This window comes from Rhodococcus sp. OAS809 (assembly GCF_040546695.1).
Classification (GTDB): domain Bacteria; phylum Actinomycetota; class Actinomycetes; order Mycobacteriales; family Mycobacteriaceae; genus Rhodococcus_F; species Rhodococcus_F qingshengii.
In genome coordinates this window covers 1,898,151-1,917,771 of sequence record NZ_JBEPOI010000002.1, presented here as the reverse complement: position 1 = coordinate 1,917,771, position 19,621 = coordinate 1,898,151, and the positions used below count along the sequence as shown (strand labels likewise).

At 62.0% G+C, this 19,621-nt stretch carries 18 protein-coding genes and 1 riboswitch; of the genes, 10 read left to right on the top strand and 8 right to left on the bottom strand.

Annotation, left to right across the window (positions count from 1 at the left end):
* Nucleotides 1–44 precede the first annotated feature (44 nt).
* The 3 genes from ABIE52_RS11870 to ABIE52_RS11860 all read right to left on the bottom strand — a co-directional run bounded on the left by ABIE52_RS11870 (nucleotide 45) and on the right by ABIE52_RS11860 (nucleotide 3,107).
* Entirely contained in the window at nucleotides 45–167 is a 123-nt protein-coding gene (locus ABIE52_RS11870) for a hypothetical protein (protein WP_003940840.1), read from the bottom strand.
* A gap of 284 nt (nucleotides 168–451) precedes the next feature.
* Nucleotides 452–919 (bottom strand): hypothetical protein, encoded by a 468-nt coding sequence (locus tag ABIE52_RS11865; RefSeq protein ID WP_230359679.1) that lies wholly within the window; start codon nucleotides 917–919, stop codon nucleotides 452–454.
* A gap of 67 nt (nucleotides 920–986) precedes the next feature.
* Nucleotides 987–3,107, bottom strand: coding sequence for an MMPL family transporter (locus ABIE52_RS11860; RefSeq protein ID WP_192712577.1), 2,121 nt, complete (start codon nucleotides 3,105–3,107; stop codon nucleotides 987–989).
* A 71-nt stretch (nucleotides 3,108–3,178) separates the two neighbouring features.
* Nucleotides 3,179–3,324: riboswitch (cobalamin riboswitch) on the top strand.
* 116 nt (nucleotides 3,325–3,440) lie between these two features.
* On the opposite strand from ABIE52_RS11860, the gene ABIE52_RS11855 reads away from it, so the two are divergent.
* The 4 genes from ABIE52_RS11855 to ABIE52_RS11840 are packed head-to-tail and all read left to right on the top strand — an operon-like array spanning nucleotide 3,441 to nucleotide 7,070.
* Nucleotides 3,441–4,436, top strand: a complete 996-nt coding sequence (locus ABIE52_RS11855; protein WP_030535103.1) for an ABC transporter substrate-binding protein — start codon at nucleotides 3,441–3,443, stop codon at nucleotides 4,434–4,436.
* Entirely contained in the window at nucleotides 4,433–5,473 is a 1,041-nt protein-coding gene (locus ABIE52_RS11850; RefSeq protein ID WP_007727434.1) for a FecCD family ABC transporter permease, read from the top strand. Before ABIE52_RS11855 ends, ABIE52_RS11850 begins: the two co-directional genes overlap by 4 nt.
* A gap of 32 nt (nucleotides 5,474–5,505) precedes the next feature.
* On the top strand, nucleotides 5,506–6,303 hold the full coding sequence (locus tag ABIE52_RS11845; RefSeq protein WP_083197714.1) for an ABC transporter ATP-binding protein: 798 nt from the start codon (nucleotides 5,506–5,508) through the stop codon (nucleotides 6,301–6,303).
* Nucleotides 6,300–7,070, top strand: coding sequence for a (2Fe-2S)-binding protein (locus ABIE52_RS11840; RefSeq protein WP_003940787.1), 771 nt, complete (start codon nucleotides 6,300–6,302; stop codon nucleotides 7,068–7,070). Before ABIE52_RS11845 ends, ABIE52_RS11840 begins: the two co-directional genes overlap by 4 nt.
* A 31-nt stretch (nucleotides 7,071–7,101) precedes the next feature.
* Here the strand turns inward: ABIE52_RS11840 and phoA are convergent, their stop codons facing one another.
* Entirely contained in the window at nucleotides 7,102–8,634 is a 1,533-nt protein-coding gene (gene phoA, locus ABIE52_RS11835; RefSeq protein WP_003940796.1) for an alkaline phosphatase, read from the bottom strand.
* A gap of 268 nt (nucleotides 8,635–8,902) precedes the next feature.
* On the opposite strand from phoA, the gene ABIE52_RS11830 reads away from it, so the two are divergent.
* The 4 genes from ABIE52_RS11830 (at nucleotide 8,903) to ABIE52_RS11815 (ending at nucleotide 14,621) form a co-directional block, all read left to right on the top strand.
* Complete coding sequence (locus ABIE52_RS11830) at nucleotides 8,903–12,190, top strand: error-prone DNA polymerase (RefSeq protein WP_007727426.1); 3,288 nt, start codon at nucleotides 8,903–8,905, stop codon at nucleotides 12,188–12,190.
* A 234-nt stretch (nucleotides 12,191–12,424) separates the two neighbouring features.
* Nucleotides 12,425–12,772 carry a hypothetical protein gene (locus ABIE52_RS11825; RefSeq protein ID WP_192712576.1) on the top strand — a complete coding sequence of 116 codons (348 nt, stop codon included), beginning with the start codon at nucleotides 12,425–12,427 and terminating at the stop codon, nucleotides 12,770–12,772.
* A 14-nt stretch (nucleotides 12,773–12,786) separates the two neighbouring features.
* Complete coding sequence (locus tag ABIE52_RS11820; RefSeq protein ID WP_003940866.1) at nucleotides 12,787–13,557, top strand: glucose 1-dehydrogenase; 771 nt, start codon at nucleotides 12,787–12,789, stop codon at nucleotides 13,555–13,557.
* 56 nt (nucleotides 13,558–13,613) lie between these two features.
* Nucleotides 13,614–14,621, top strand: a complete 1,008-nt coding sequence (locus tag ABIE52_RS11815) for a zinc-dependent alcohol dehydrogenase family protein (protein WP_007727420.1) — start codon at nucleotides 13,614–13,616, stop codon at nucleotides 14,619–14,621.
* Here the strand turns inward: ABIE52_RS11815 and ABIE52_RS11810 are convergent.
* Both ABIE52_RS11810 and ABIE52_RS11805 read right to left on the bottom strand, forming a co-directional pair.
* A complete protein-coding gene (locus ABIE52_RS11810) occupies nucleotides 14,608–15,498 on the bottom strand; it encodes a dienelactone hydrolase family protein (protein WP_007727417.1) in 891 nt (296 codons plus the stop codon). The genes ABIE52_RS11815 and ABIE52_RS11810 overlap by 14 nt on opposite strands.
* Nucleotides 15,499–15,531: 33 nt before the next feature.
* The gene (locus ABIE52_RS11805) at nucleotides 15,532–16,371 is read right to left on the bottom strand and encodes a CPBP family intramembrane glutamic endopeptidase (RefSeq protein WP_039972807.1); all 840 of its coding nucleotides are present in this window, start codon (nucleotides 16,369–16,371) and stop codon (nucleotides 15,532–15,534) included.
* Nucleotides 16,372–16,456: 85 nt separating this feature from the next.
* Here ABIE52_RS11805 and ABIE52_RS11800 point away from each other — a divergent pair, with 85 nt between their 5' ends.
* Nucleotides 16,457–16,765, top strand: a complete 309-nt coding sequence (locus ABIE52_RS11800) for a rhodanese-like domain-containing protein (RefSeq protein WP_003940684.1) — start codon at nucleotides 16,457–16,459, stop codon at nucleotides 16,763–16,765.
* Between the two features lie 47 nt (nucleotides 16,766–16,812).
* Here the strand turns inward: ABIE52_RS11800 and ABIE52_RS11795 are convergent, their stop codons facing one another.
* Together ABIE52_RS11795 and ABIE52_RS11790 are read right to left on the bottom strand one after the other, a co-directional pair.
* The gene (locus ABIE52_RS11795; RefSeq protein ID WP_003940771.1) at nucleotides 16,813–17,454 is read right to left on the bottom strand and encodes a dihydrofolate reductase family protein; all 642 of its coding nucleotides are present in this window, start codon (nucleotides 17,452–17,454) and stop codon (nucleotides 16,813–16,815) included.
* A 74-nt stretch (nucleotides 17,455–17,528) separates the two neighbouring features.
* Entirely contained in the window at nucleotides 17,529–18,614 is a 1,086-nt protein-coding gene (locus ABIE52_RS11790) for a TDT family transporter (RefSeq protein WP_042449826.1), read from the bottom strand.
* Nucleotides 18,615–18,705: 91 nt separating this feature from the next.
* Here ABIE52_RS11790 and ABIE52_RS11785 point away from each other — a divergent pair, with 91 nt between their 5' ends.
* Entirely contained in the window at nucleotides 18,706–19,617 is a 912-nt protein-coding gene (locus ABIE52_RS11785) for a LysR family transcriptional regulator (RefSeq protein ID WP_030535095.1), read from the top strand.
* Nucleotides 19,618–19,621 lie beyond the last annotated feature (4 nt).

Here is a 19,621-nt window from a genome sequence, read left to right as displayed (position 1 = left end):
TAACTTACTCCAAAGTAAGATCAGCGGCTAGAGGGAAACGAACATCAGTGCGTCATGACACCGTCCTCGGCGTCGAAGTCGATGCCCGCGGAGATGATTCCGGAGAACAAGAACGCGACGGCAAGCGCAAGAGCGGGGATTGCAAGGATCCATTCGAAAATTGTCATGCTCCAAGTCTGACGAAATCAGCTTCGGAGAACATCGCCCTGCGGAGCGATTTAGACGATCGGGCAGTCATCCTCGAGGACGACTGCCCGATCAGGGAAATCCACTAGGTCTGTTGCTGAAGAGTTTCGGGCGCAGTGGGGTGCGCGCTCGTCCTTGCGTCGCGTGACGTGATTTCGGATGAGATGTGGGCGGCCGTTGTTCCGAGGGTGTGAAGGCCATGCGCCGTCCGCCAGTAGACCGGCGCACCATCGTCGAGGCGATGGCGTGGACAGGCCGGCAAACCCTAGGCCGGTTCAGCGCCCGACAAGTCCTCGACCGCATACGGAGTCGTTCCTTCGAACAGAACACCGATCCCGAAAGGATCGGCCATCTCGAGCCTTGACTCAGCGAACCGCAGCAGCCAGGTTCCGTCAGCCCAGATCACCGCCTCAGGTTCGCCGAACAGTGACTCCGTGGCGTCCAACTCCACGAGTTCGGAGTGGCGGAGGCCGAACTGTGGCCCACGCAGCTGTTGACGCAGGTAATCGGCGGCGACTTCGGCAAACTCACCGAACCGGGCCATCACGGTCGCAGCGAGCTCACACACCGCAGACTCCGGCACGGTGGCCGGCTCGATAACCAGACTCACCGGCCTGGAGTCACCGACCCCCTGGACATCGATGCTCGATGTCCAGCACGCCAACGAATCGTCCGAGTCGACACGCGAAAACACTGCTGAGCCGACCACAACACTCTCAGGTAAGTCATCCACGACCCCTAGTCAAACACGGCTCTCCGCAGGATCCCAGGGACTCTTCAGCGACATGATCCAGTCGCGATCAGTGGCCGATGCCGACCTTCGCGTGAACCTTTTTCATCCACACAGGAGCCCACCAGTTCGCTTCGCCCATCAACTTCACTAGCGAGGGCACGAGCAACATGCGGATGATGGTCGCGTCGACGATCAGCGCGACGATCATGCCGACGCCCAGGAACTTCATCACTGACAGCCCTGACATTGCGAAGGCCCCCGTCACCACTATCAGGAGTAAGGCGGCAGCCGTCACGATGCGGCCGGTGCGCTCGGTTCCGAACTTGACCGCTTCCTCTGTCGTCGCTCCCGCGTTCTTGGCCTCGACCATCCGTGACATCAGGAAAACCTCGTAGTCCGTGGACAATCCGAACACCACCGCCAGGATGAGCACGACAAACGTCGCCTCCAGCGGAGTTTGACTGACCCCGAGGAGTTCGACGCCGTGTCCGTCCTGGAAGACGAAGGTGAGGACACCGAAGGTGGTCGCGAGACTCAGGGCTGCCATCAGCACCGCCTTGATCGGCAGCACCACCGAACCGAACGCGAGGAACAACAGGATCAGGGTGGATCCGACCATGATGAGGATCATCACCGGTAGCCAGTGCAGGACGGCGTTGTTGCCGTCGTCGACCATGGCTTGACCGCCGCCGACAAGCAGCACCGTTCCGTCGGGAGCGGAGATCGCACGCAGATCTGTCACTGCGGCGCTCTGTGATTGGGGTGTAGAGCCCTCGCTGTAGAGAGCCTGAACCGCGACGAGTTGATTGGTGCTCGCGACGACGGTCGCCTGACCGATGCCCTCGACTCGACCGGCGGACTCGGCGATCGCTGCACCTTCGGCCGGGGTGAGAGTGTTCCCGTCCTCGGCCTGAAGGATCATCGTTGCGCCGTTTCCGGTTTGCGGGAAGTCGTTGACCAACGTGTCCATTGCAACGCGAGCGGGGTCGTTGTCCGGTAGTGCGGTGTACGAGAGTTCTCCCAGCCGGGCGCCGAGCAGCGGCGAGGCCATCACGAGCAGCACAGCCACGATCGTCACCGAGACTGCGACCGGACGCTTCATCACCCACGTGACGACGCGGCCCCAGAACCTGCGCGAGCGTTCCTCGCCGCGTTGCGCCGCATCCTTGCGCCACGTCAGGGCGTTGATGCGATGCCCCAGAATGGCAAGCAGCGCAGGCACAGCGGTCAGCGACAGGACGGCCGCGCTCAATACTGCGGCGATCGCGCCGAAGCCCAGAGACCGGATGACGGCCTGGGGGAATACGAGCATGCCGCTGAACGCACAGATCAGCAGTAGACCCGAGAACATGACGGTGCGACCCGCGGTCAGAACTGTCCGCTGAGCAGCCGCTCCCGGGTCCGAGCCCGAATTCAGTTCTTCACGGAACCGGCCGACCACGAACAGTCCGTAGTCGATGGCCAGTCCCAACCCGAGAAGAGAAGCGACGTTGATCGAGAACGAGGACACATCGGTGATCAGCGTGAGGATTCGCAGAACCGCCAAAGCGCTCAGGACACTGAGTACACCCACGAACACGGGCACGGCAGCAGCGACGATGCCGCCGAAGATGAAGACCAACAGCACCAGAGTGATCGGAATGGCGATGGCTTCGGCGACCACCAGGTCCTTCTCGAGCTTGGTGTTGAATGCGACGCCGACGACGGTGTTACCCGCGAATTGTGCCTCGGCACCTTCGACTTCGAGCTTCGGCAAGAGATCGGCGAAAGTGGCCGGTGTGACGCCCGAGTCCGGTGCCAACGTGATCGCAACGGCCGCCATGGATCCGTCGTTCGAGAGCAGGCTGGCCTTGGCCGCGGCGTCTGTTCCCCAATACGACTTCACCGACGCGGTCGGCACTTCCGTTTTGAACTGGTCGACGGCGGCCGTTACTGCCGGCCCGATGTCGTCGAGGGTCTTACCGTCGGTGGGTGAGTAGATCGCGATGATGTCCGGGGTCTGCGGTCCGAGATTGTCTTCGATGATGTCGGCGACCTTCGCGGAGTCGCTGCCCGGATCTATGAAGCCGCCCTGGCTGAGCTTGCCGAACACTCCGAGTCCCCACACCCCACTGATGAGAACTATCAGAACCGCGAGGCTCAGTACCCACCATTTCCGGGCGACGACGGTTTGGGCCCAGCGTGTCATGTATCAACTCCGGTGTGTGGGGGCGTCTGGCCAGATCGACTGTAGTGGGCGTTTGGTCTTGAATCGGAAACGTCATGCATACTGCTCGAAGCACTTGCAAGCCGCGCGTGTGGGGGAAGCCGGTCCGAATCCGGCGCTGACCCGCAACGGTAGGTCGATTCTCGGTAGTCACCGAGTGTCGGCAAGCCCGATTACCCGCCGCGCGGTGTGCGACATCCATTCGTCGTGGTCTACGAAAAGGAAGTCCAGCAGGAGCTCTGGCCGAGGATCAGCGTGCGGGCGGAGTTGTCTGTCGGATTCTCATTCGTGGCTCAGAGCCCTTACGAGGTCCCCGTGTCACTTCAGTTCTCCCCGTCCCGCGCCGCCGCTGTTCTCATCGCGGTCGCCTTGGTTTCGGCAGGTTGTTCCAAAGGCGAAGCGGCTGGTGGTTCTTCAACCACCGAATCCTTTACGCAGCCGGTTTCCATCACGAACTGCGATCGAGAAGTAACATTCGATTCGCCACCCCAGCGGATCATCACCATGAACGATCACGTCACCGAAGTACTCATCGAGATGGGCGTCGGTGACCGGATCGTCGGGATGGGATACGGCGACAGCACACCAACCCCCGAGACCGCCGAGCAGTTCGCGAAGATCACCAACCTCGCCAAGGAATACCCGACCACCGAGCAGATTCTCGATCTCGATCCCGATTTTGTCGTCGGAGGTATGAGCAGCGCCTTTCAAGAGAAGGAAGGCCGTTCGCGGGACCTGTTCGCCGAACGCGGAATCAACACGTTCCTGTTCTCCGAGTACTGCGGCCAGGGATTCCCCGACATCTCGATGCTGGAAAACGACTACGAGCAGTTGGGGAGAATCCTCGGCGTCGAAGGTGAAGCAGCCGAGGTCACCGATCAGGTAACGCAAGGGCTCGATGCGGTGAAGGCGGCAGTCGGAGATGCACCGCCGGTGCCGACATTCTTCTATGACGGCGGCAAGGACGTTCCGACGACGATCGGTGGAGTGGGTGTCGGTCAGCTCGTCGCCGGCTACGCGGGAGCGACGAACATCTACTCCGAGGGCGAGCGCCCATACGTCAAGACCACATGGGAGGTCGTGGGTGAGCGTGCGCCACAGGCGATCGTCGTTCTGGACTACGGATCTGAGAACGCCCAAGCGAAGATCGATTTCCTGAAGTCACATCCCGTCATGGCCACCACTCCCGCCGTCCAACAGAATCGATTCGTGGTCATTCCTCTCGACGACTTCTTCGAGAGCCCTCGTCTGGTGCGCTCGGCCCAGACCATCGCGGCGGGTCTGCATCCGGGCGTAGTTCCGGCACAGTGACCAGATCTCGTTCCAGCTATACCGCTTTGCTTGCAGTCCTGTGTGTTGCGCTTGCCGTGGTCATGGGGCTGGCGGTGTCTTTCGGGTCGGTCCGCATTCCCGTCGGTGACGTCTGGGCGATAGTCGGAGCTCGATTGGCGCCAGGGACTTTCGAGACGTGGTGGACCGCGGCGCGGGAGTCGATCGTGATCGACTCCCGCCTGCCACGTGCACTCACTGCCGCGGTAGTGGGTGCTTCGTTGGCCATGGCAGGTGCAGTTGCTCAAGCTGTCACCCGTAATCCGCTTGCCGATCCGTATCTGCTCGGAGTCTCGTCGGGCGCAGGATTCATGGTGGTTTTGGTTACGGTTCTGGGGATCGGAGCCGGAATGCTCGGCGTATTCACGATTCCTGTTGCCGCGTTCATCGGAGCGATGATTCCGTTGTTCCTCGCGTTGCTGATTGGTGGTAGATATCCGCAGCCGACTGCAATCATTCTTGTGGGTGTTGCGCTCGGACAGATATTTTCGGCATTGATCACTTTTTGTCTTTTGGTGATTGCAGACGAGCGTCACATCACTGGAGTTATGCATTGGCTCGCCGGCGGATTCGGTGATGCACGATGGTCGACGCTGATCTTCCCGACGATCACACTGGTCGTCGTCGGCACAGCCCTTCTATTCAGTTCGCGATGGATGGACGTTTTGCAGACCGGTGACGACGGGGCTGCTGCACTCGGTATGAACGTCCGACGGTTCCGTGTGTTGTCCTTGCTCGCGGTCTCCGTACTGGCGGGCGCAGCAGTCAGCGTTGCCGGTGGAATCGGTTTCATCGGTCTGCTGATCCCGCATCTGGCCGGCTTCATCGTCGGCACCAGAGCAATTCGACTGCTCCCTGCTGCAGCCCTGCTGGGCGCCGTCGCGATGGTTGCCGCGGATACCGCTGCGCGCTCGGTGGCACAATCCACTGAAGTTCCGGTCGGAGTGATCACGGCCCTCGTGGGTGCACCGATCTTCGTCTGGATGCTCTACAGGCAGTATCGGAGGCTCGAGCAGTGACACAGGCCAGAACAGTGACACAGACCAGAACAGTGACACTCCCGAAAGACTCCGAAACTGCGCCCCTGCTCGAACTCGTCGAGACCCGGGCGCGGCTCGGAAATCGCGAAGTGTTGCGCGGCATCACTTTCGCAGTCAAGTCCGGTGAAATATTGGGCTTGGTCGGGCCGAACGGGAGTGGCAAGACGACGGCGCTGCGCTGCTGCTACAACGCTTTGACGCCGACAGGTGGCGCAGTTCTGATCGATCAAGTCGACTCGACGACGCTCTCGCGTAAGGACATCGCCCGAACTGTCTCGGCAAGTGTTCAGGAACCTACTGTCTCGGCAGGACTTTCGGTTCGTGAATCGATCGCGCTCGGACGAACTCCGCACCGCAGCTGGTTGGACCGAAGCACGGAGCGCGATACCGCCATCGTGGACCGGTGCATCGAGCAGGTCGGTTTGGTCGAGCTTGCCGGACGAGACGTATCGACCCTGTCGGGTGGTGAGCGGCAACGTGTCTCGATAGCTCGCGCATTGGCTCAGGAGCCCAAGGTTCTGTTGTTGGACGAGCCGACCAATCATCTCGATCTTCGTCACCAGTTGATCGTGATGGAACTGCTTACCGAACTTGCGTCGGCGGGGCTCGCAGTTGTGGTCACGATGCACGATCTACGGTTGGCGGTCGAGTACTGCGACAACCTTGCCGTGCTCACCGAAGGTGAACTCCGCGCGTGTGGGTCTACGGTCGAGGTGTTGGACGAGCCGTTGTTGGCCGAGGTTTTCGGCATCAGGGCGCGAGTCGAACGCGGAGTACGTCCGCGGATGGAGATATTGGGGCTGGCATGACGGAATCGGTGGCCGGGATCTACGCCCGTATGGCAGTAGCTGTGCCGTTCTTCGACAACCTGAGCGCGTATCCGGATACGGTGCCCGCGGTGTTGATGACCGACCCCCAGTGGTTGGCAGCACGTGTCGCCGATACGGCAGAGCGATGGGGGAGTGCGGACAGTCGAGTGAACGGCACGTTGTGGTGGTACTCGGCCAGCTCGACGCTGACCGGCATTCCGATCGGAACCGGGATGGTCACCGGGTTCGCGGCCGATCCATCGTTGGACGGTGGGCGGATCTTCTTGCGTGACAACGGCTATCTGGGCGGTTTTGCTGCCGGATCGGTCATTCCGATCTCGCGGAGTGTGGCGGAGTTGGGCCACGCGATGTTCCGCTCGCTCAATCCCGTGATCGAGGTACTCGCCGAGGTGTCCGGCGTTCGGCAGCAGGCGCTGTGGGCGATCACAACGGACTCCATCGCCAATCGCAGCCTCGATGCCGCCGGTAATGCGCGGGAGCGCGGAAGTGCATTTGCGGCCGGTCTGATCGAAGTTCTCCGCGGTGAGAACCCGGGCATTCCGGTCCCGCGTTTCGTGGACGTGGATCGCAGAGAATCTGCTGTGCGCGTAAGTAATCCATTGACGCCGGTGGCGTTCGGGCGACGCAGATTCACGCAGCGGGCGTCGTGCTGCCTGATCTACGAGGTACCCGGTGAAGGCAAATGCACCAGTTGCCCGAAGCGCGCACCCGAAGATCGGGTGCGCGCCTTGGCCGCTCTGGTGTGACTGTGGGTGGGCGGATTCAGGTGTTATCGGATCAGTGAGCTGCGACCTTGGAACGGTCGAGTCCCAGCGCGTCGGTCATCGTGAAGAACAGGTCGGTCTGGTCCGTGAGACCGCTGACGTTGGCCGCATGCGGGCCGAAAGCTGCTACGCGCAACTGAGTTCCGGTGTGTCCTTCGGACTCGACGGCCGGATCCTCGGACGTTCCGTAGCTGATCGTCATCTCCGAGCCGTCCTTGGTGGTCAGCTTGCGGGTCAGGCCGGGGTAGACGATTTCCTGGGCGCGCTCGACCGGGATGTTCTGGTCCTTGGCGATGGTGGCGATGTCGTCGGCGCTGACATTGGTGACGATCTGGCTGGTGTGAGCGTGGTCGGCTGTGACGATGACCAGGGTTTCTCCGTCGGTCTTCGCAAATTCGAGTGCCTTCTGCACAGCTTCGTCGAGGTCGACGGTTTCACCGATCTGACCGCATGCGTTGGCTGCGTGATCCTGCTTGTCGATCGAGGCACCTTCGACCTGGAGGAAGAATCCGTTGTCGTTGACCTTCAGTAGGTCGATGGCCTTCTGAGTCATGTCCGCGAGCTTGGGTACGTCGGAGGTTCGCTTGGGGTTGTCGACGCAGGTTTCGGCGGGCTGCAGGTAACCGTCGCGGGTGGCGACGGATCCTTCCCAGCGGACGGGCATGTTGCCGTCGGCGAACAAGCCGAGCACGGGTGCATCCTGATCGGCCTTGCCGACCTCGTTCATCTCGGCGGCGTTCTTCACCAGCTGGTAGCCACGGGCGGCGGCCTGCTCATTGAGTGTCTTGCCCTGCCAGTCACCGGCTTTCGCAGTCTCGGCGAAGGACTTGGCGCCGCCGGCAAAGGTGACGTCGGCGCGGGTGTCGAGGAGCTGTTCGCTGATCGATCCCTTGCCGCCGTTCTCGAGGGCGTTCTCCGGGCAGGACTTGGACGTCGCCTCCGGTCCGTAGCACTTGCGGCCACTGACGTGCGCGACCTGCACTGCGGGGGTGGCGTCCTGCACCTCGGCGGTGGAGACGTTGCCGGTGGCCTTGCCGTTCGCCTTGGCGATCTCGAGGACGGTCGACTGGGCCTGCCCCTTGATGTCGACGGAAATCGCGCCGTTGTAGGTCTTGGTGCCGGTGGACCATGCCGATCCGCTGGCTGCGGAGTCGGTGACGTAGTCGGGCTTGCCGTCCTTGGTCAGTGCGTAGTGCGTGTACTGGCCGGTGATCGGCAGGGCGTCGAGGCCGGGGAAGCTGCCCGCAGCGCCTTCGGCGTAGTTGCGTGCGGCGGTGATCTCCGAGTCGCCCATGCCGTCCCCGATCAGGAGGATGACGTTCTTCGCGCCGGAGGCATTGACGGCGTCGCGCACTGCGGCCGACTGATCACCGTCGATGCGACGAGCGCCACCGTTCGAGGACAGTTCGCCGGTCGCGGCGCGATCGACGGTCGCGCCGTTCGAGCCGGTGGCCTCGTCGGCGCTGCTGCTGCAGCCGGCAGCGGCCAGAACGGCGACGGCGCCGGCGACGGCCGTCAACCTACGTGTGTTGCGCGAGAACGACATACGAGTAGTACTCCTGGAAACAGTATGGATGGAGATTATGAACGCCGCTAATGATCTGGGGCGAAAGTGAACGGAGTGCAGACATGCGTACATCTGAATGTGACGAGACGGTGAGGGTTGAGATTCGCTCTGTTGACTGTGGGTGAGTGACCTGTCAGACTGAATCTGCATCGAACATCAGTTCGATGCATGTGGTGCGTCTTCCCTTTCGGCATCCTCGAGCAGTCGGTCGTCCCTGACGGCCGACTCGATCAGGTGCGAGGTCAGTGTGGGTTGGGGAAATGGGCCGCCGACGTGGTCCGAGATGGAACGGGTGCTTTCCGGACGACCCGGCCGTGTGGAACACGAGGATTTGTTTCCGGGCGATGGAAGCGACAGCCCCGCCTGGTCAAGAAAGCGCGGCGAGTACCACGCGGGCGAGCTCACCCGTGGTGCCGGTGTAATTCCTTACGCAGAACTGCACGCTCACTCGGCCTTCAGTTTCCTCGACGGTGCATCACCGCCGGAAGAGCTGGTCGAGGAAGCAGTGCGTCTCGGGCTCGAAGCTATCGCCGTCACCGATCACGACGGCTTCTACGGCGTGGTGAGGTTTGCGGAAGCCGCACGTGAATGGGGAATGCGCACCGTGTTCGGGGCCGAGTTGTCTCTGGATTCGGTACCCAGAACCGGCACGGCAGATCCCGGTGGAACGCACCTCCTGGTACTTGCCCGTGGGCAGGAAGGGTATCGCCGGCTCTCGCGGGAGATCGCTGCCGCGCATCTGGCGGGCGGCGAGAAGGGCAAACTGCAGTACGACTACGACGTGCTGACCGAAGCAGCCGGTGGCCACTGGCAGATCCTGACCGGGTGCCGGAAAGGTCATGTGCGGCAAGCCTTGACGTCGGGTGGTCGCGAAGCAGCGGCGGATGCCTTGGGGGATCTGGTCGAGCGTTTCGGGGCGGAGCGAGTGTCGGTGGAACTCACTCATCATGGGTTGGCGGAGGACGACGAGCGCAATGCCGTTCTGGCCGAATTGGCGAGAGAGCATGGACTACGTACGGTGGCGACCACCGCCGCGCACTTCGCCGCTCCTCCGCGTCGACGCCTCGCCATGGCAATGGCGGCTGTACGGTCGCGTCAAAGCTTGGACGAGGCAGCAGGATGGTTGGCCCCTACCGGCGGAGCGCACCTGCGGTCCGGCGCGGAGATGGCGGCACTGTTCTCGCTCTATCCCGAGGCTGTCAGTGGTGCCGCCGATCTTGGTCGTGAGTGCGCTTTCGATCTCAAGCTCATCGCGCCCAAATTGCCACCGTTCGACGTGCCAGCCGGGCATACCGAGGCGTCGTGGTTGCGTGAGCTCACCATGGTGGGGGCGCTGGAACGCTACGGACCGCCGGAAGGTGCACCGAAGGCATACGAACAGCTCGAACATGAACTTGCCATCATCGAGGGATTGAACTTTCCCGGATATTTCCTGGTGGTGCATGACATCGTGTCGTTCTGCAAGAACAACGACATCCTCTGTCAGGGAAGAGGTTCCGCTGCGAACTCGGCGGTGTGTTACGCGATCGGCATCACCAATGTCGATCCGGTTCGCAACAAACTGCTGTTCGAGAGGTTTCTTGCGCCTGAACGTGACGGCCCGCCGGACATCGACGTGGACATCGAGTCCGACCGCCGGGAAGAGGCGATCCAGCACGTGTACGCGAAGTACGGGCGTACGTATGCCGCGCAGGTCGCCAATGTCATCACCTATCGAGGAAAGTCGTCGGTGCGGGACATGGCTCGGGCGCTGGGCTTTTCGCAGGGACAGCAAGATGCGTGGAGTAAGCAGGTCGGCCGGTGGGGTGGTATCGACAAGAATGCGGATACCGATATTCCGCGTCCGGTACTCGAACTGGCGGCGCAGATCGAAGGCTATCCGCGGCACCTCGGTATCCACTCAGGCGGCATGGTCATCTGCGATCGTCCCATCGCCGACGTCTGCCCGGTGGAGTGGGCGCGGATGGCCAATCGCAGTGTCCTGCAATGGGACAAGGACGATTGCGCTGCCGCTGGGCTGGTCAAGTTCGATCTGCTCGGCCTCGGCATGCTCTCAGCTTTGCACTACATGATGGACCTGGTAGCCGAACACAAAGGCATCACAGTCGATTTGGCGCAACTCGATCTGTCGGAAACAGCGGTGTACGAGATGTTGCAGCGGGCAGATTCGGTGGGTGTGTTCCAAGTGGAATCACGTGCGCAGATGGCGACACTGCCGCGTCTGAAGCCTCGAAACTTCTACGACCTGGTAGTCGAGGTCGCGCTCATCCGTCCGGGGCCGATCCAAGGCGGATCAGTGCATCCGTACATTCGTCGGCGCAACAAACTCGAACCTGTGTCCTACGACCATCCGTCGCTCGAGAAGGCACTCGAACGCACGTTGGGGGTTCCGCTGTTCCAGGAACAGTTGATGCAGATGGCCGTCGACGTTGCGGGCTTCACGCCGTCCGAGGCCGATCAATTGCGTCGGGCAATGGGATCGAAACGCTCCACCGAGAAGATGGAACAACTGCGCGCGAGGTTCTATCAGGGCATGCGAGACCTACACGGCATCGGTGACGAGGTTGCCGACCGGATCTACGAAAAGCTGTATGCATTCGCTAATTTCGGTTTCCCGGAAAGCCATTCACAGAGTTTTGCCGCGCTGGTCTTCTACTCCTCGTGGTTCAAACTTCATCATCCCGCTGCGTTCTGCGCCGGACTTCTGCGCGCGCAGCCCATGGGTTTCTACTCGCCGCAGTCCTTGGTTGCCGATGCGCGCCGGCACGGAGTGCAGGTACACGGTGCAGACATCAATGTCAGCCTCGCGCATGCCACCGTCGAGGCAGGTGGATTCGAGGTTCGGCTGGGGCTGGGGGAAGTGCGCAACATCGGCGATGCACTCGCCGAGAAAATTGTCGAACAGCGCGACCTCGGTGGACCGTTCACGTCGTTTCTCGATCTGACCGGGCGGGTGGAACTGACTACCGCACAAGCTGAATCGCTGGCGACCGCCGGTGCGCTAGCCAGCTTCGGTATCTCGCGTAGAGAAGCGCTGTGGGCAGCGGGCGCTGCGGCGGGGGAGCGCCCCGACCGCTTGCCCGGTATCGGTGCGTCGGTCACAGCTCCCACCCTGCCCGGCATGAGCGACGTCGAATTAGCGGCGGCGGATGTCTGGGCGACAGGAGTATCTCCCGACACGTACCCGACACAATTCCTCCGCCCACAGCTCGACGCGCTCGGCGTGGTGCCGGCGTCGAGACTTCTCGACATCCCGGACGGTGACCGTGTGCTGGTGGGGGGAGCAGTCACACACCGGCAGCGTCCGGCCACAGCTGCGGGCGTCACGTTCATCAACCTCGAGGACGAAACCGGCATGGTCAACGTCGTGTGTTCGGTGGGGTTGTGGGCAAAGTACCGAAAATTGGCAAATACGGCGCCGGCGTTGCTTATTCGAGGGAAGGTGCAGAATGCAGAAGGCGCTGTCACCGTCGTGGCAGACCGGATGCAGCTGATGGATCTGCGAGTTACGGCCAAATCGCGAGACTTCCGTTAACGCCTGATTCTGGCCACCGTGTTAGTGCCGAGAGACAGTTTTGTGCCGAGAGGACAAATGTGGAGCTCAACTCTGACCTCCGAGCATATGGTGCGGGTCACATTTGCTCCCTAGGGTTGTCGCTTGAGCGCGATCGATTCACCACACGCAGCCGCGGTCAGTTGCCTTGCGCGTGAATATCGTCGCCTTCCAAACGCGCTGAACCAAAAGCACTTCGAGTCGAAGAGGAACTTCATGAGCACAGCGATTCTCGTCGCACACGTACACCCCGCCGATCCGTCTTCGGAGGATGCGTTCAACCGCTGGTACGACGACGTGCATATTCCGCAGGTCGTCGAACGAGTGCCCGGAGTTGTCTCCGCCTCCAGATTCTTCCTGGCGGATGTGCAGTTGCTGCCCGAGGATGCATTGCCCGCGCGCCGCTACCTGAGCATCTATCAACTCGACACGGAAGATCTCGCGGGCACCGCGCAGGCGTTGGGAAGTGGTTTGGGCGACGGAACTCTCGACATGTCCGAGGCCATCGCGACCACCGGCGACACCGGACCCGAATTGCTTTTCTACGTCCCGACCGAGAATTGAAGGGGAACGCTGACATGTCCGATCTTCTCGCGAACAAAGTTGCAATTGTCACCGGCGCAGGTGCCGGAATCGGCGCCGCCATTGCCCGGGCGTTCGGGGCGGAGGGCGCGAGGGTCGTGGTCTCCGATATCAACGGTGGCGCAGCACAGGCAGTGGCGGACTCGATCGACGGAGCTATCGCTGTCACAACTGATGTCACCGACGAACAGCAGGTCAAGGATCTCGTCGCCAGAGCGGTCGAAGAGTTCGGCGGACTGAACGTCGTAGTACCCAACGCCGGTATCGCCACCACGACCCCGCTGATCGAGACCTCGTTCGAGGACTGGCGGAAAGTGATGTCGGTCAACCTCGATGGAGTGTTCTTGACAGTGCGTCATTCGCTGCCCGCTCTCGTCGCATCCGGTGGCGGTTCGATCGTGAACATCTCGTCGATCTCGTCGACCACCGGCTCGCCTTTGATCGGCAGCTATGCCGCAGCCAAAGCAGCAGTTCGCAATCTCACCGAAACCCTGTCAGCCGAACTTCGCTTCCACGGAATCCGCGCGAATGCATTGCTGCCCGGATTCATCGATACCGACCTGGTCAAGAGTCACCAGCAGGATTTCGAGAATGCCCTCGGCCTCGAGTCCGGGGGATTCGACGACTTGATGGTCACGAAGCAGACGCGCTATGGCCGGACCGAGGAAGTTGCCGCCGCCGCAGTGTTCTTTGCGAGCGACCAGTCGTCGTGGTGCAACGGCAGCAGCCTGGTTCTCGACGGAGGGTTCACCGCTTCTCTCCTCTGAGCAGCAGAACCCTTTCCGAACGTCACCCGATCACCATTCGTGCGAGGATCCACACCATGACCAACCGCGCCGTGTACGTACTCCCGCCTGGAGGATTGAACAACCTCGAATCGAGGACGATCGAGACCCCGGGCCCGGGTGCGGGTGAGGTGACGATCGCGATCCACGCGAATTCGCTCAACCACCATGACTACCTCGTGGCGACCGGAGAGATAGCAACCGACGGTCCGCGGATCCTGTTGTCCGATGCTGCCGGGGAGGTCGTTGCGGTCGGAGACGGCGTAACGCAGTTCAGCGTCGGAGATCGCGTGATGAGCACCTATTTGCCGCATTGGCGGAGCGGCACACCGGATTTCGACGGATTCGGAAATTCGCCGGGTGACGGTGTCGACGGGTTCGCCCGCGACACCGTCACCGTGCCGGTATCTGCTGTGACAGTGATGCCGCGAAACTACACCTACGAGGAAGCCGCTACCTTGCCCACCGCAGGTTTGTCAGCGTGGCGCGCACTATTTGCCGGAGTCCCGATCATCCCGGGGTCGTCGGTGTTGATCCCTGGGACCAGCACGGTGGCGCTGTTTGCCGTCCAGCTGGCCAAAGCTGTTGGAGCTCAGGTGATCGCAACGTCGTCGGCCCCCGACAAGATGGCACGATTGGTCGAGCTCGGTGCCGATCACGTGGTCAACTACCGTGAGCGCCCGGACTGGGGTTCGGAAGCGATGCGGCTCAGCGGCGGGATCGACCTCGTCCTCGACGTCGGCGGGCCGTCCACCCTCGGCCAATCTCTGGCGGCAGTCCGACCAGGCGGGCGAATCTGCGCGCTTGGCATCATGAACGGCCCCTCGTCGTCGATCGACCTGACTTCGCTACTGACCAAACAGGTCACCATCGAAGGTGTTCTGGTGGGCAGTCGTGCACATCAGGAGGAGATGGTCGCCGGGCTGGAGAGCCTGGCGCTTCGTCCCGTCATAGATTCTTCCTACAGCCTCGACCGCCTCGCTGACGCTTTCGAGCAGCAGAAATCCGGGCAGGCCTACGGCAAGATCGTCATCACAAACCCTTGATCGCTTGCCGGTCCCAACGGGGATCGGTGAGGATTTCCGCCGAGTCGCCGACAAATGCACGTGCGGCAGTCTGGTCGCCGCTCAGGGTGAATCTCAGCCACGCGGTGAGGTAGCCCCGGAATCCTTCGCCATCTGCGGCCCAATTGTGGCCGACGCCAAGCAGTCTGCCGCGGACCGCCGGTCCGGCGGTTTTGTCGAAGTACTCAGCTTGCGGATCGGCGGTGGAGACCGGGTCGTCGGCGCCGGTCATGAAGAACGTCGGTCCGGTCAACTGGGCCACGTCGATCACGTCGACAGGTCGCGAGGCCCACCACGGGTCAGGCAAATCGAGTACCGCCGTGGCGGTGATCAGATTCGCGGACTGGGTTGCCGCGTTGATCGCGCCACCGGCGCCCTGGGAGTGTCCGACCGAGGCAATGTTGTCGGTGTCGATCCGCTGGTGAAAAATGCTCTCAGCGTTGGTGTTCTGATCGACGACGTACTGGGCAGCCCCCAAGATCTCCGTCCCGTCGCCGGTGACGCTGCTGTCGGCCACCACAACGACAAAACCCCAAGAAGCGAGATGCTGCAGGAGCGCTTCGTACTCTTCGTAAGTCGCATAGCTGCCGTTGCCGAAGGTGACGACGGGATGCCGATTGCCATCAGACGACAAGCCGGCTGGGTAGAACAGTTGGTACCCGGGAACTGAATCGGCAGCCACTTCATGCGCACCCTTGGCTGCATACAGATCGCTGATCGATTCCGACGCGATGGATTCGGTGGTCGCGACTTCGGGAGTTGTCGGAACCCCCGCGGTGGCATGAGTGACGGCACCGGAGAGTGCCAGCAGACACGATGCAGTCACGACGGCGAACGAGTACGTGGTTCGAGAAGGCATGGGCACAAGTATGTCTTGTACGGTCGCGGTCGGTCAGGCCGAGACGGGTGTGTGCCGATCTTCGCCGATTCGATCTCGAATGAGGAAGACGGCGATCACCCCGAAGACGACCAAGAGGACCGTCAGTAGAGAGGTGATGGCGGCGGCGCCGCTCACTTCCGTGGTCACCGAAGTGTCCAGCCCGCCGGTCGAGAGAATTGTGGTGGGGTCGGTGAGGCCGTGTAACACGATTGCGGCCCAGATCGTGCCCGTCACACGCATTGTCAGGTACATGCACATACCGAAACCGAAGGTGTAGACCACGGTGACCAGAACGGTTGACGCCTTCATCCCGGCGATGAGGTTGACGGTGTGCATGAGTGCAAACACCAGTGAAGACACGACGGCGACAAAGCGTTCCCGGTGGCCGGCGTCGCGCAACATCTTCACTGCCAGGCCACGGGTGGCCAATTCCTCGGTCAGGCCGACGCACGCACCGAGCACCAGCAGGGCGATTACCTCGCCGGTGGTCCAGGCGCTCCAATCGGTTCCCGCCAGATGCGCAACAATGGCGGCGACCACGATGATCGGACCGATCCACATCCAACCCCGCCCACGAATGGGTTGTGGGCCGAAGACGCCGCGCAGCCAGCCGACCTTTGTCGTGAAAACCAGCAGGGCGATCCCGCCGATCGCGATGGGCAATGCGACGCCGAGGAGGATGCTGGAGGCGCTTGCCACGACATTGTCCGTGTCGATCTGGTCTGCAAAAACCCTGGAGGTAACCTGCCCGACAGCAAGATAGAACGCCAGGTAGACGACGATCAGCAGGAGCACTTTCCACACGGTGGGGCGACTCCAAAAACCGGACTTTTCGGGAACCGTATTGGTCATTGTCAGATCGTAAAGGGAGCTGCACGAAAACGCCCGGGTACCGTCTATTCGGACAGCAGCGAACACGAAGGCAGGCGCAGAAGAAATGTTGGAAGTCGATTTGAATGCACTGGACACGGCTTTGGCAGCGGGTGAGCCGTTGATCGACGTCCGTGAGGCCGACGAGTTCGCTCAGGTCCGAGTTCCCGGTGCGACGCTCATTCCGCTCAGCGAATTCGTCTCTCGCGTGGGTGAAATTCCGGACGCGGAAACGGTGTACATCATCTGCGCCGTCGGTGGTCGGAGCTTGCAAGCCGCTGAGTATCTGCAGGCTCGCGGCATCAATGCCGTTTCGGTGGCCGGTGGAACGATGGCGTGGTACCAGTCGGGGCGCCAGGTCGAGACCGGCGAATAGTGCGTAACTGTTGGGGCAGCTCCCGTTTACGGAGCTGCCCCAACACGTCACTTCCGCCAGAACAGGTGGTGCGTCACGCCGCTCGGGCTCGGCACAACGTCGAGGTTGAAGCGGTCGAGTAACTCGTCAGGTGTCTCCCACAGTCGTAGACCGGATCCGAATTCGATCGGGGAGACAGCGATGTGCATCGTGTCGACCAGATCGGCGTCGAGGAATTCACGGATAGTGCTGACTCCGCCGCCGAGTCGAACGTCCTTGCCCTGCGCTGCCTCACGTGCCTGCGCGAGGGCCGTCGCGGGGTCGGCGTCGACGAAGTGGAATGTCGTGTCCGATAGCGTGAACGACGGCCGCACGTGGTGGGTCAAGACAAAAACCGGGGTGTGGAACGGTGGCTCGTCGCCCCACCAGCCCTGCCACTCGAGATTCTCCCAAGGGCCGCGGTAGGGTGAGAATTTGTTGCGGCCCATGATTTCGGCGCCGATGTTGTTGGAGAAGTCCCGCGTGAAATAGTCGTCGAGGCCTCGGCTGCCGCCGGGATCGGTGCGATTGGGCCAGCTGGCCGTAGCTCCTGCCCACGCAAACATTTCACCGTGGTCCAGGCCGAACGGGCTCTCGAAGCTCTGGTCCGGACCGCAGGCTATTCCGTCACTCGAAACGCCGAAATTCTGCACTCGCAATAACTGACTCACCGTGTACTCCTGCTCTCGACAATGGTCTACGTGAGTACAGACCGTACGGCGAGCCAAAACTCATCGGTGCGAATTCATGCAGCCGCCGGTAGAACTCCACTGCGGATCGACCGGACGGTCCTGACCGCGACGGTTGCCCAGATGGGGATCAGTACGGTCAGCAGGGCAAGTGCGATTCCCAGGATCAGGGTGGAACCGGTGGCGACTCCGAAGGCATTCGCTCCGACGGCACATGCTCCGATGGGGAAGGTGAAGCTCCACCAGCCGAGCGAGAAGTCCAAGCCGCGGCGCAGTGCGTGGATGGTGACGACGGTGACGGTGACAAACGCGATCACGCCGATGATTCCGACGACGGTTCCGTAGGCGATCCCGAATTCGTGCAGGGTGTCGGCATGCTCGGGGCTGAGTGCATGCCGTGAGGCGGCGGCCAACAGGTTGGATGCCGCGATCGACTGTCCGATCACGCCCAACGGAATCCACAGTGAGGGAATGGCATTGAACGGGATCACGTCGACGCCGGCCGAACGGTTGCGTGCGAACTGCCTGGCGACGGCTACCAGAATGCCGATGGCGGCGGTCAGCGCCAGAGCGAACAGGATGTAGCAGAAAACCAGTACCGCGATGCGTGGAGCGCCTTCGGGCATGTGGGTGCTGACCGCTGCGCCGGTGGTGGCCGAGACCATCGGAGGTACGACGGGCATGAGCCAGAACGGCATTGCCGTCGCCATCCCGGCATCTCGAACGAGTCGAATCATCATCACGACGTAGGTGACCAGGCCGAGTGCCGTGCCGAGTGTCCACAGTGTCAGCGACACGGTGATCGCCACGTCGTGGCCGAGGAAGTCCGGGCCGGTGATGCCGGTTGCGGATCCCACGGTCAGCAGTGCCATTGCGACGGCGCCGTAGAAGGGGAACATCGCGGGGCTGTGCAGGTAGGCGAGGGCCTGACATCGATGTTGTGACCAATGGGTGGCAAATGCTCCGATCAAGGCGCACAGTACGAGAACCGCCAGAACCCAGAAGATCTCGGAGACCAGTTTCAAGCCCTCGATCTCCGGTTCGAGCGAAGCGGCGGCCACCGACACGATTCCCGTTCCCATCGCTGCCGCGAACCAGTTCGGAGTGATGTGGGCGAAGGTGGAACTCGTTGTGGTGGTCATGTATTTCACTGTCGTCTCATCCGGTCCGTACCGGTAGACCGGTTGTTCTTGAATGCCCACAAACTCGCCTTGTGGGTCTAATCTTGGGACTATGTCGTTGTCTCCTCGGGTGCCGGAACTCAGTGCCCTCGACGTCCTCCTTTCCGTAGGGCGTCTGGGCAGCATGGGTGCTGCCGGCCGGGAGCACGGACTCAGTCAGCAGGCGGTCAGCGCCCGGGTGCGTTCGGTCGAACGCCAACTCGGAATCAAGGTGTTCGATCGAGCGGCGACCGGTGTTCGTCCCACCGCCGAGGGCGGTCTGATTCTCGAGTGGGCAAGTCACATCCTCGTCAGTGCCGAGGAAATGGCATCGGGAGTTGCCGCACTTCGCGGTGAACGTGATGCTGCCGTCACGGTTGCCGCCAGCATGACCATCGCCGAGTATCTGGTTCCCGGATGGACGGTCGCGATGCGGCACAAGTTCCCCAACGTCGTGGCGTCGGTGAGCTTGCACAATTCCTCGGACGTCTCTGCTCAAGTTCAAGCCGGCCAGGCCGATATCGGATTTGTCGAAGGGCCGGATGTGCCGTCGGCGCTCGCGTCGTGCGAAGTAGCGCGTGATCACCTCGTCGTGGTTGTGCCGCCGGGGCACGACTGGGCGAACGGTGTGCCCGTTCCGGTCGAGGAACTCGCGCGCACACCGCTCATTCAGCGAGAATCAGGGTCCGGCACGCGTCTGACACTCGAGAATGCTGTTCCCGATTGTGTGCCGCCGTTGCTCGAGCTCACCTCGTGTACCGCTGTCAAGGCTGCGGTGGTGGCAGGCAACGCCCCGGCTGTTCTGTCGTCGCTGGCAGTTGCCGCCGACCTGACGGACGGCCGACTGGTCGCGGTCAACGTCGACGGCTTGCGGATGCCGCGTCGACTCCAAGCCGTCTGGGATCCCGATCGCGGATTGCGCGGTGCGGCAAGAGATTTCCTCGACATAGCGCTCGGTTCCAACACCGCTGTTCATTCACGCTGACGGC

Excerpts from the sequence above, each read along its gene's own strand:
- ABIE52_RS11870 (WP_003940840.1), bottom strand. The coding sequence starts at position 167 with ATGACAATTTTCGAATGGATCCTTGCAATCCCCGCTCTTGCGCTTGCC.
- ABIE52_RS11860 (WP_192712577.1), bottom strand. The coding sequence starts at position 3,107 with ATGACACGCTGGGCCCAAACCGTCGTCGCCCGGAAATGGTGGGTACTG.
- ABIE52_RS11840 (WP_003940787.1), top strand. The coding sequence starts at position 6,300 with ATGACGGAATCGGTGGCCGGGATCTACGCCCGTATGGCAGTAGCTGTG.
- phoA (WP_003940796.1), bottom strand. The coding sequence starts at position 8,634 with ATGTCGTTCTCGCGCAACACACGTAGGTTGACGGCCGTCGCCGGCGCC.
- ABIE52_RS11825 (WP_192712576.1), top strand. The coding sequence starts at position 12,425 with ATGAGCACAGCGATTCTCGTCGCACACGTACACCCCGCCGATCCGTCT.
- ABIE52_RS11820 (WP_003940866.1), top strand. The coding sequence starts at position 12,787 with ATGTCCGATCTTCTCGCGAACAAAGTTGCAATTGTCACCGGCGCAGGT.
- ABIE52_RS11815 (WP_007727420.1), top strand. The coding sequence starts at position 13,614 with ATGACCAACCGCGCCGTGTACGTACTCCCGCCTGGAGGATTGAACAAC.
- ABIE52_RS11810 (WP_007727417.1), bottom strand. The coding sequence starts at position 15,498 with ATGCCTTCTCGAACCACGTACTCGTTCGCCGTCGTGACTGCATCGTGT.
- ABIE52_RS11805 (WP_039972807.1), bottom strand. The coding sequence starts at position 16,371 with ATGACCAATACGGTTCCCGAAAAGTCCGGTTTTTGGAGTCGCCCCACC.
- ABIE52_RS11800 (WP_003940684.1), top strand. The coding sequence starts at position 16,457 with ATGTTGGAAGTCGATTTGAATGCACTGGACACGGCTTTGGCAGCGGGT.
- ABIE52_RS11790 (WP_042449826.1), bottom strand. The coding sequence starts at position 18,614 with ATGACCACCACAACGAGTTCCACCTTCGCCCACATCACTCCGAACTGG.
- ABIE52_RS11785 (WP_030535095.1), top strand. The coding sequence starts at position 18,706 with ATGTCGTTGTCTCCTCGGGTGCCGGAACTCAGTGCCCTCGACGTCCTC.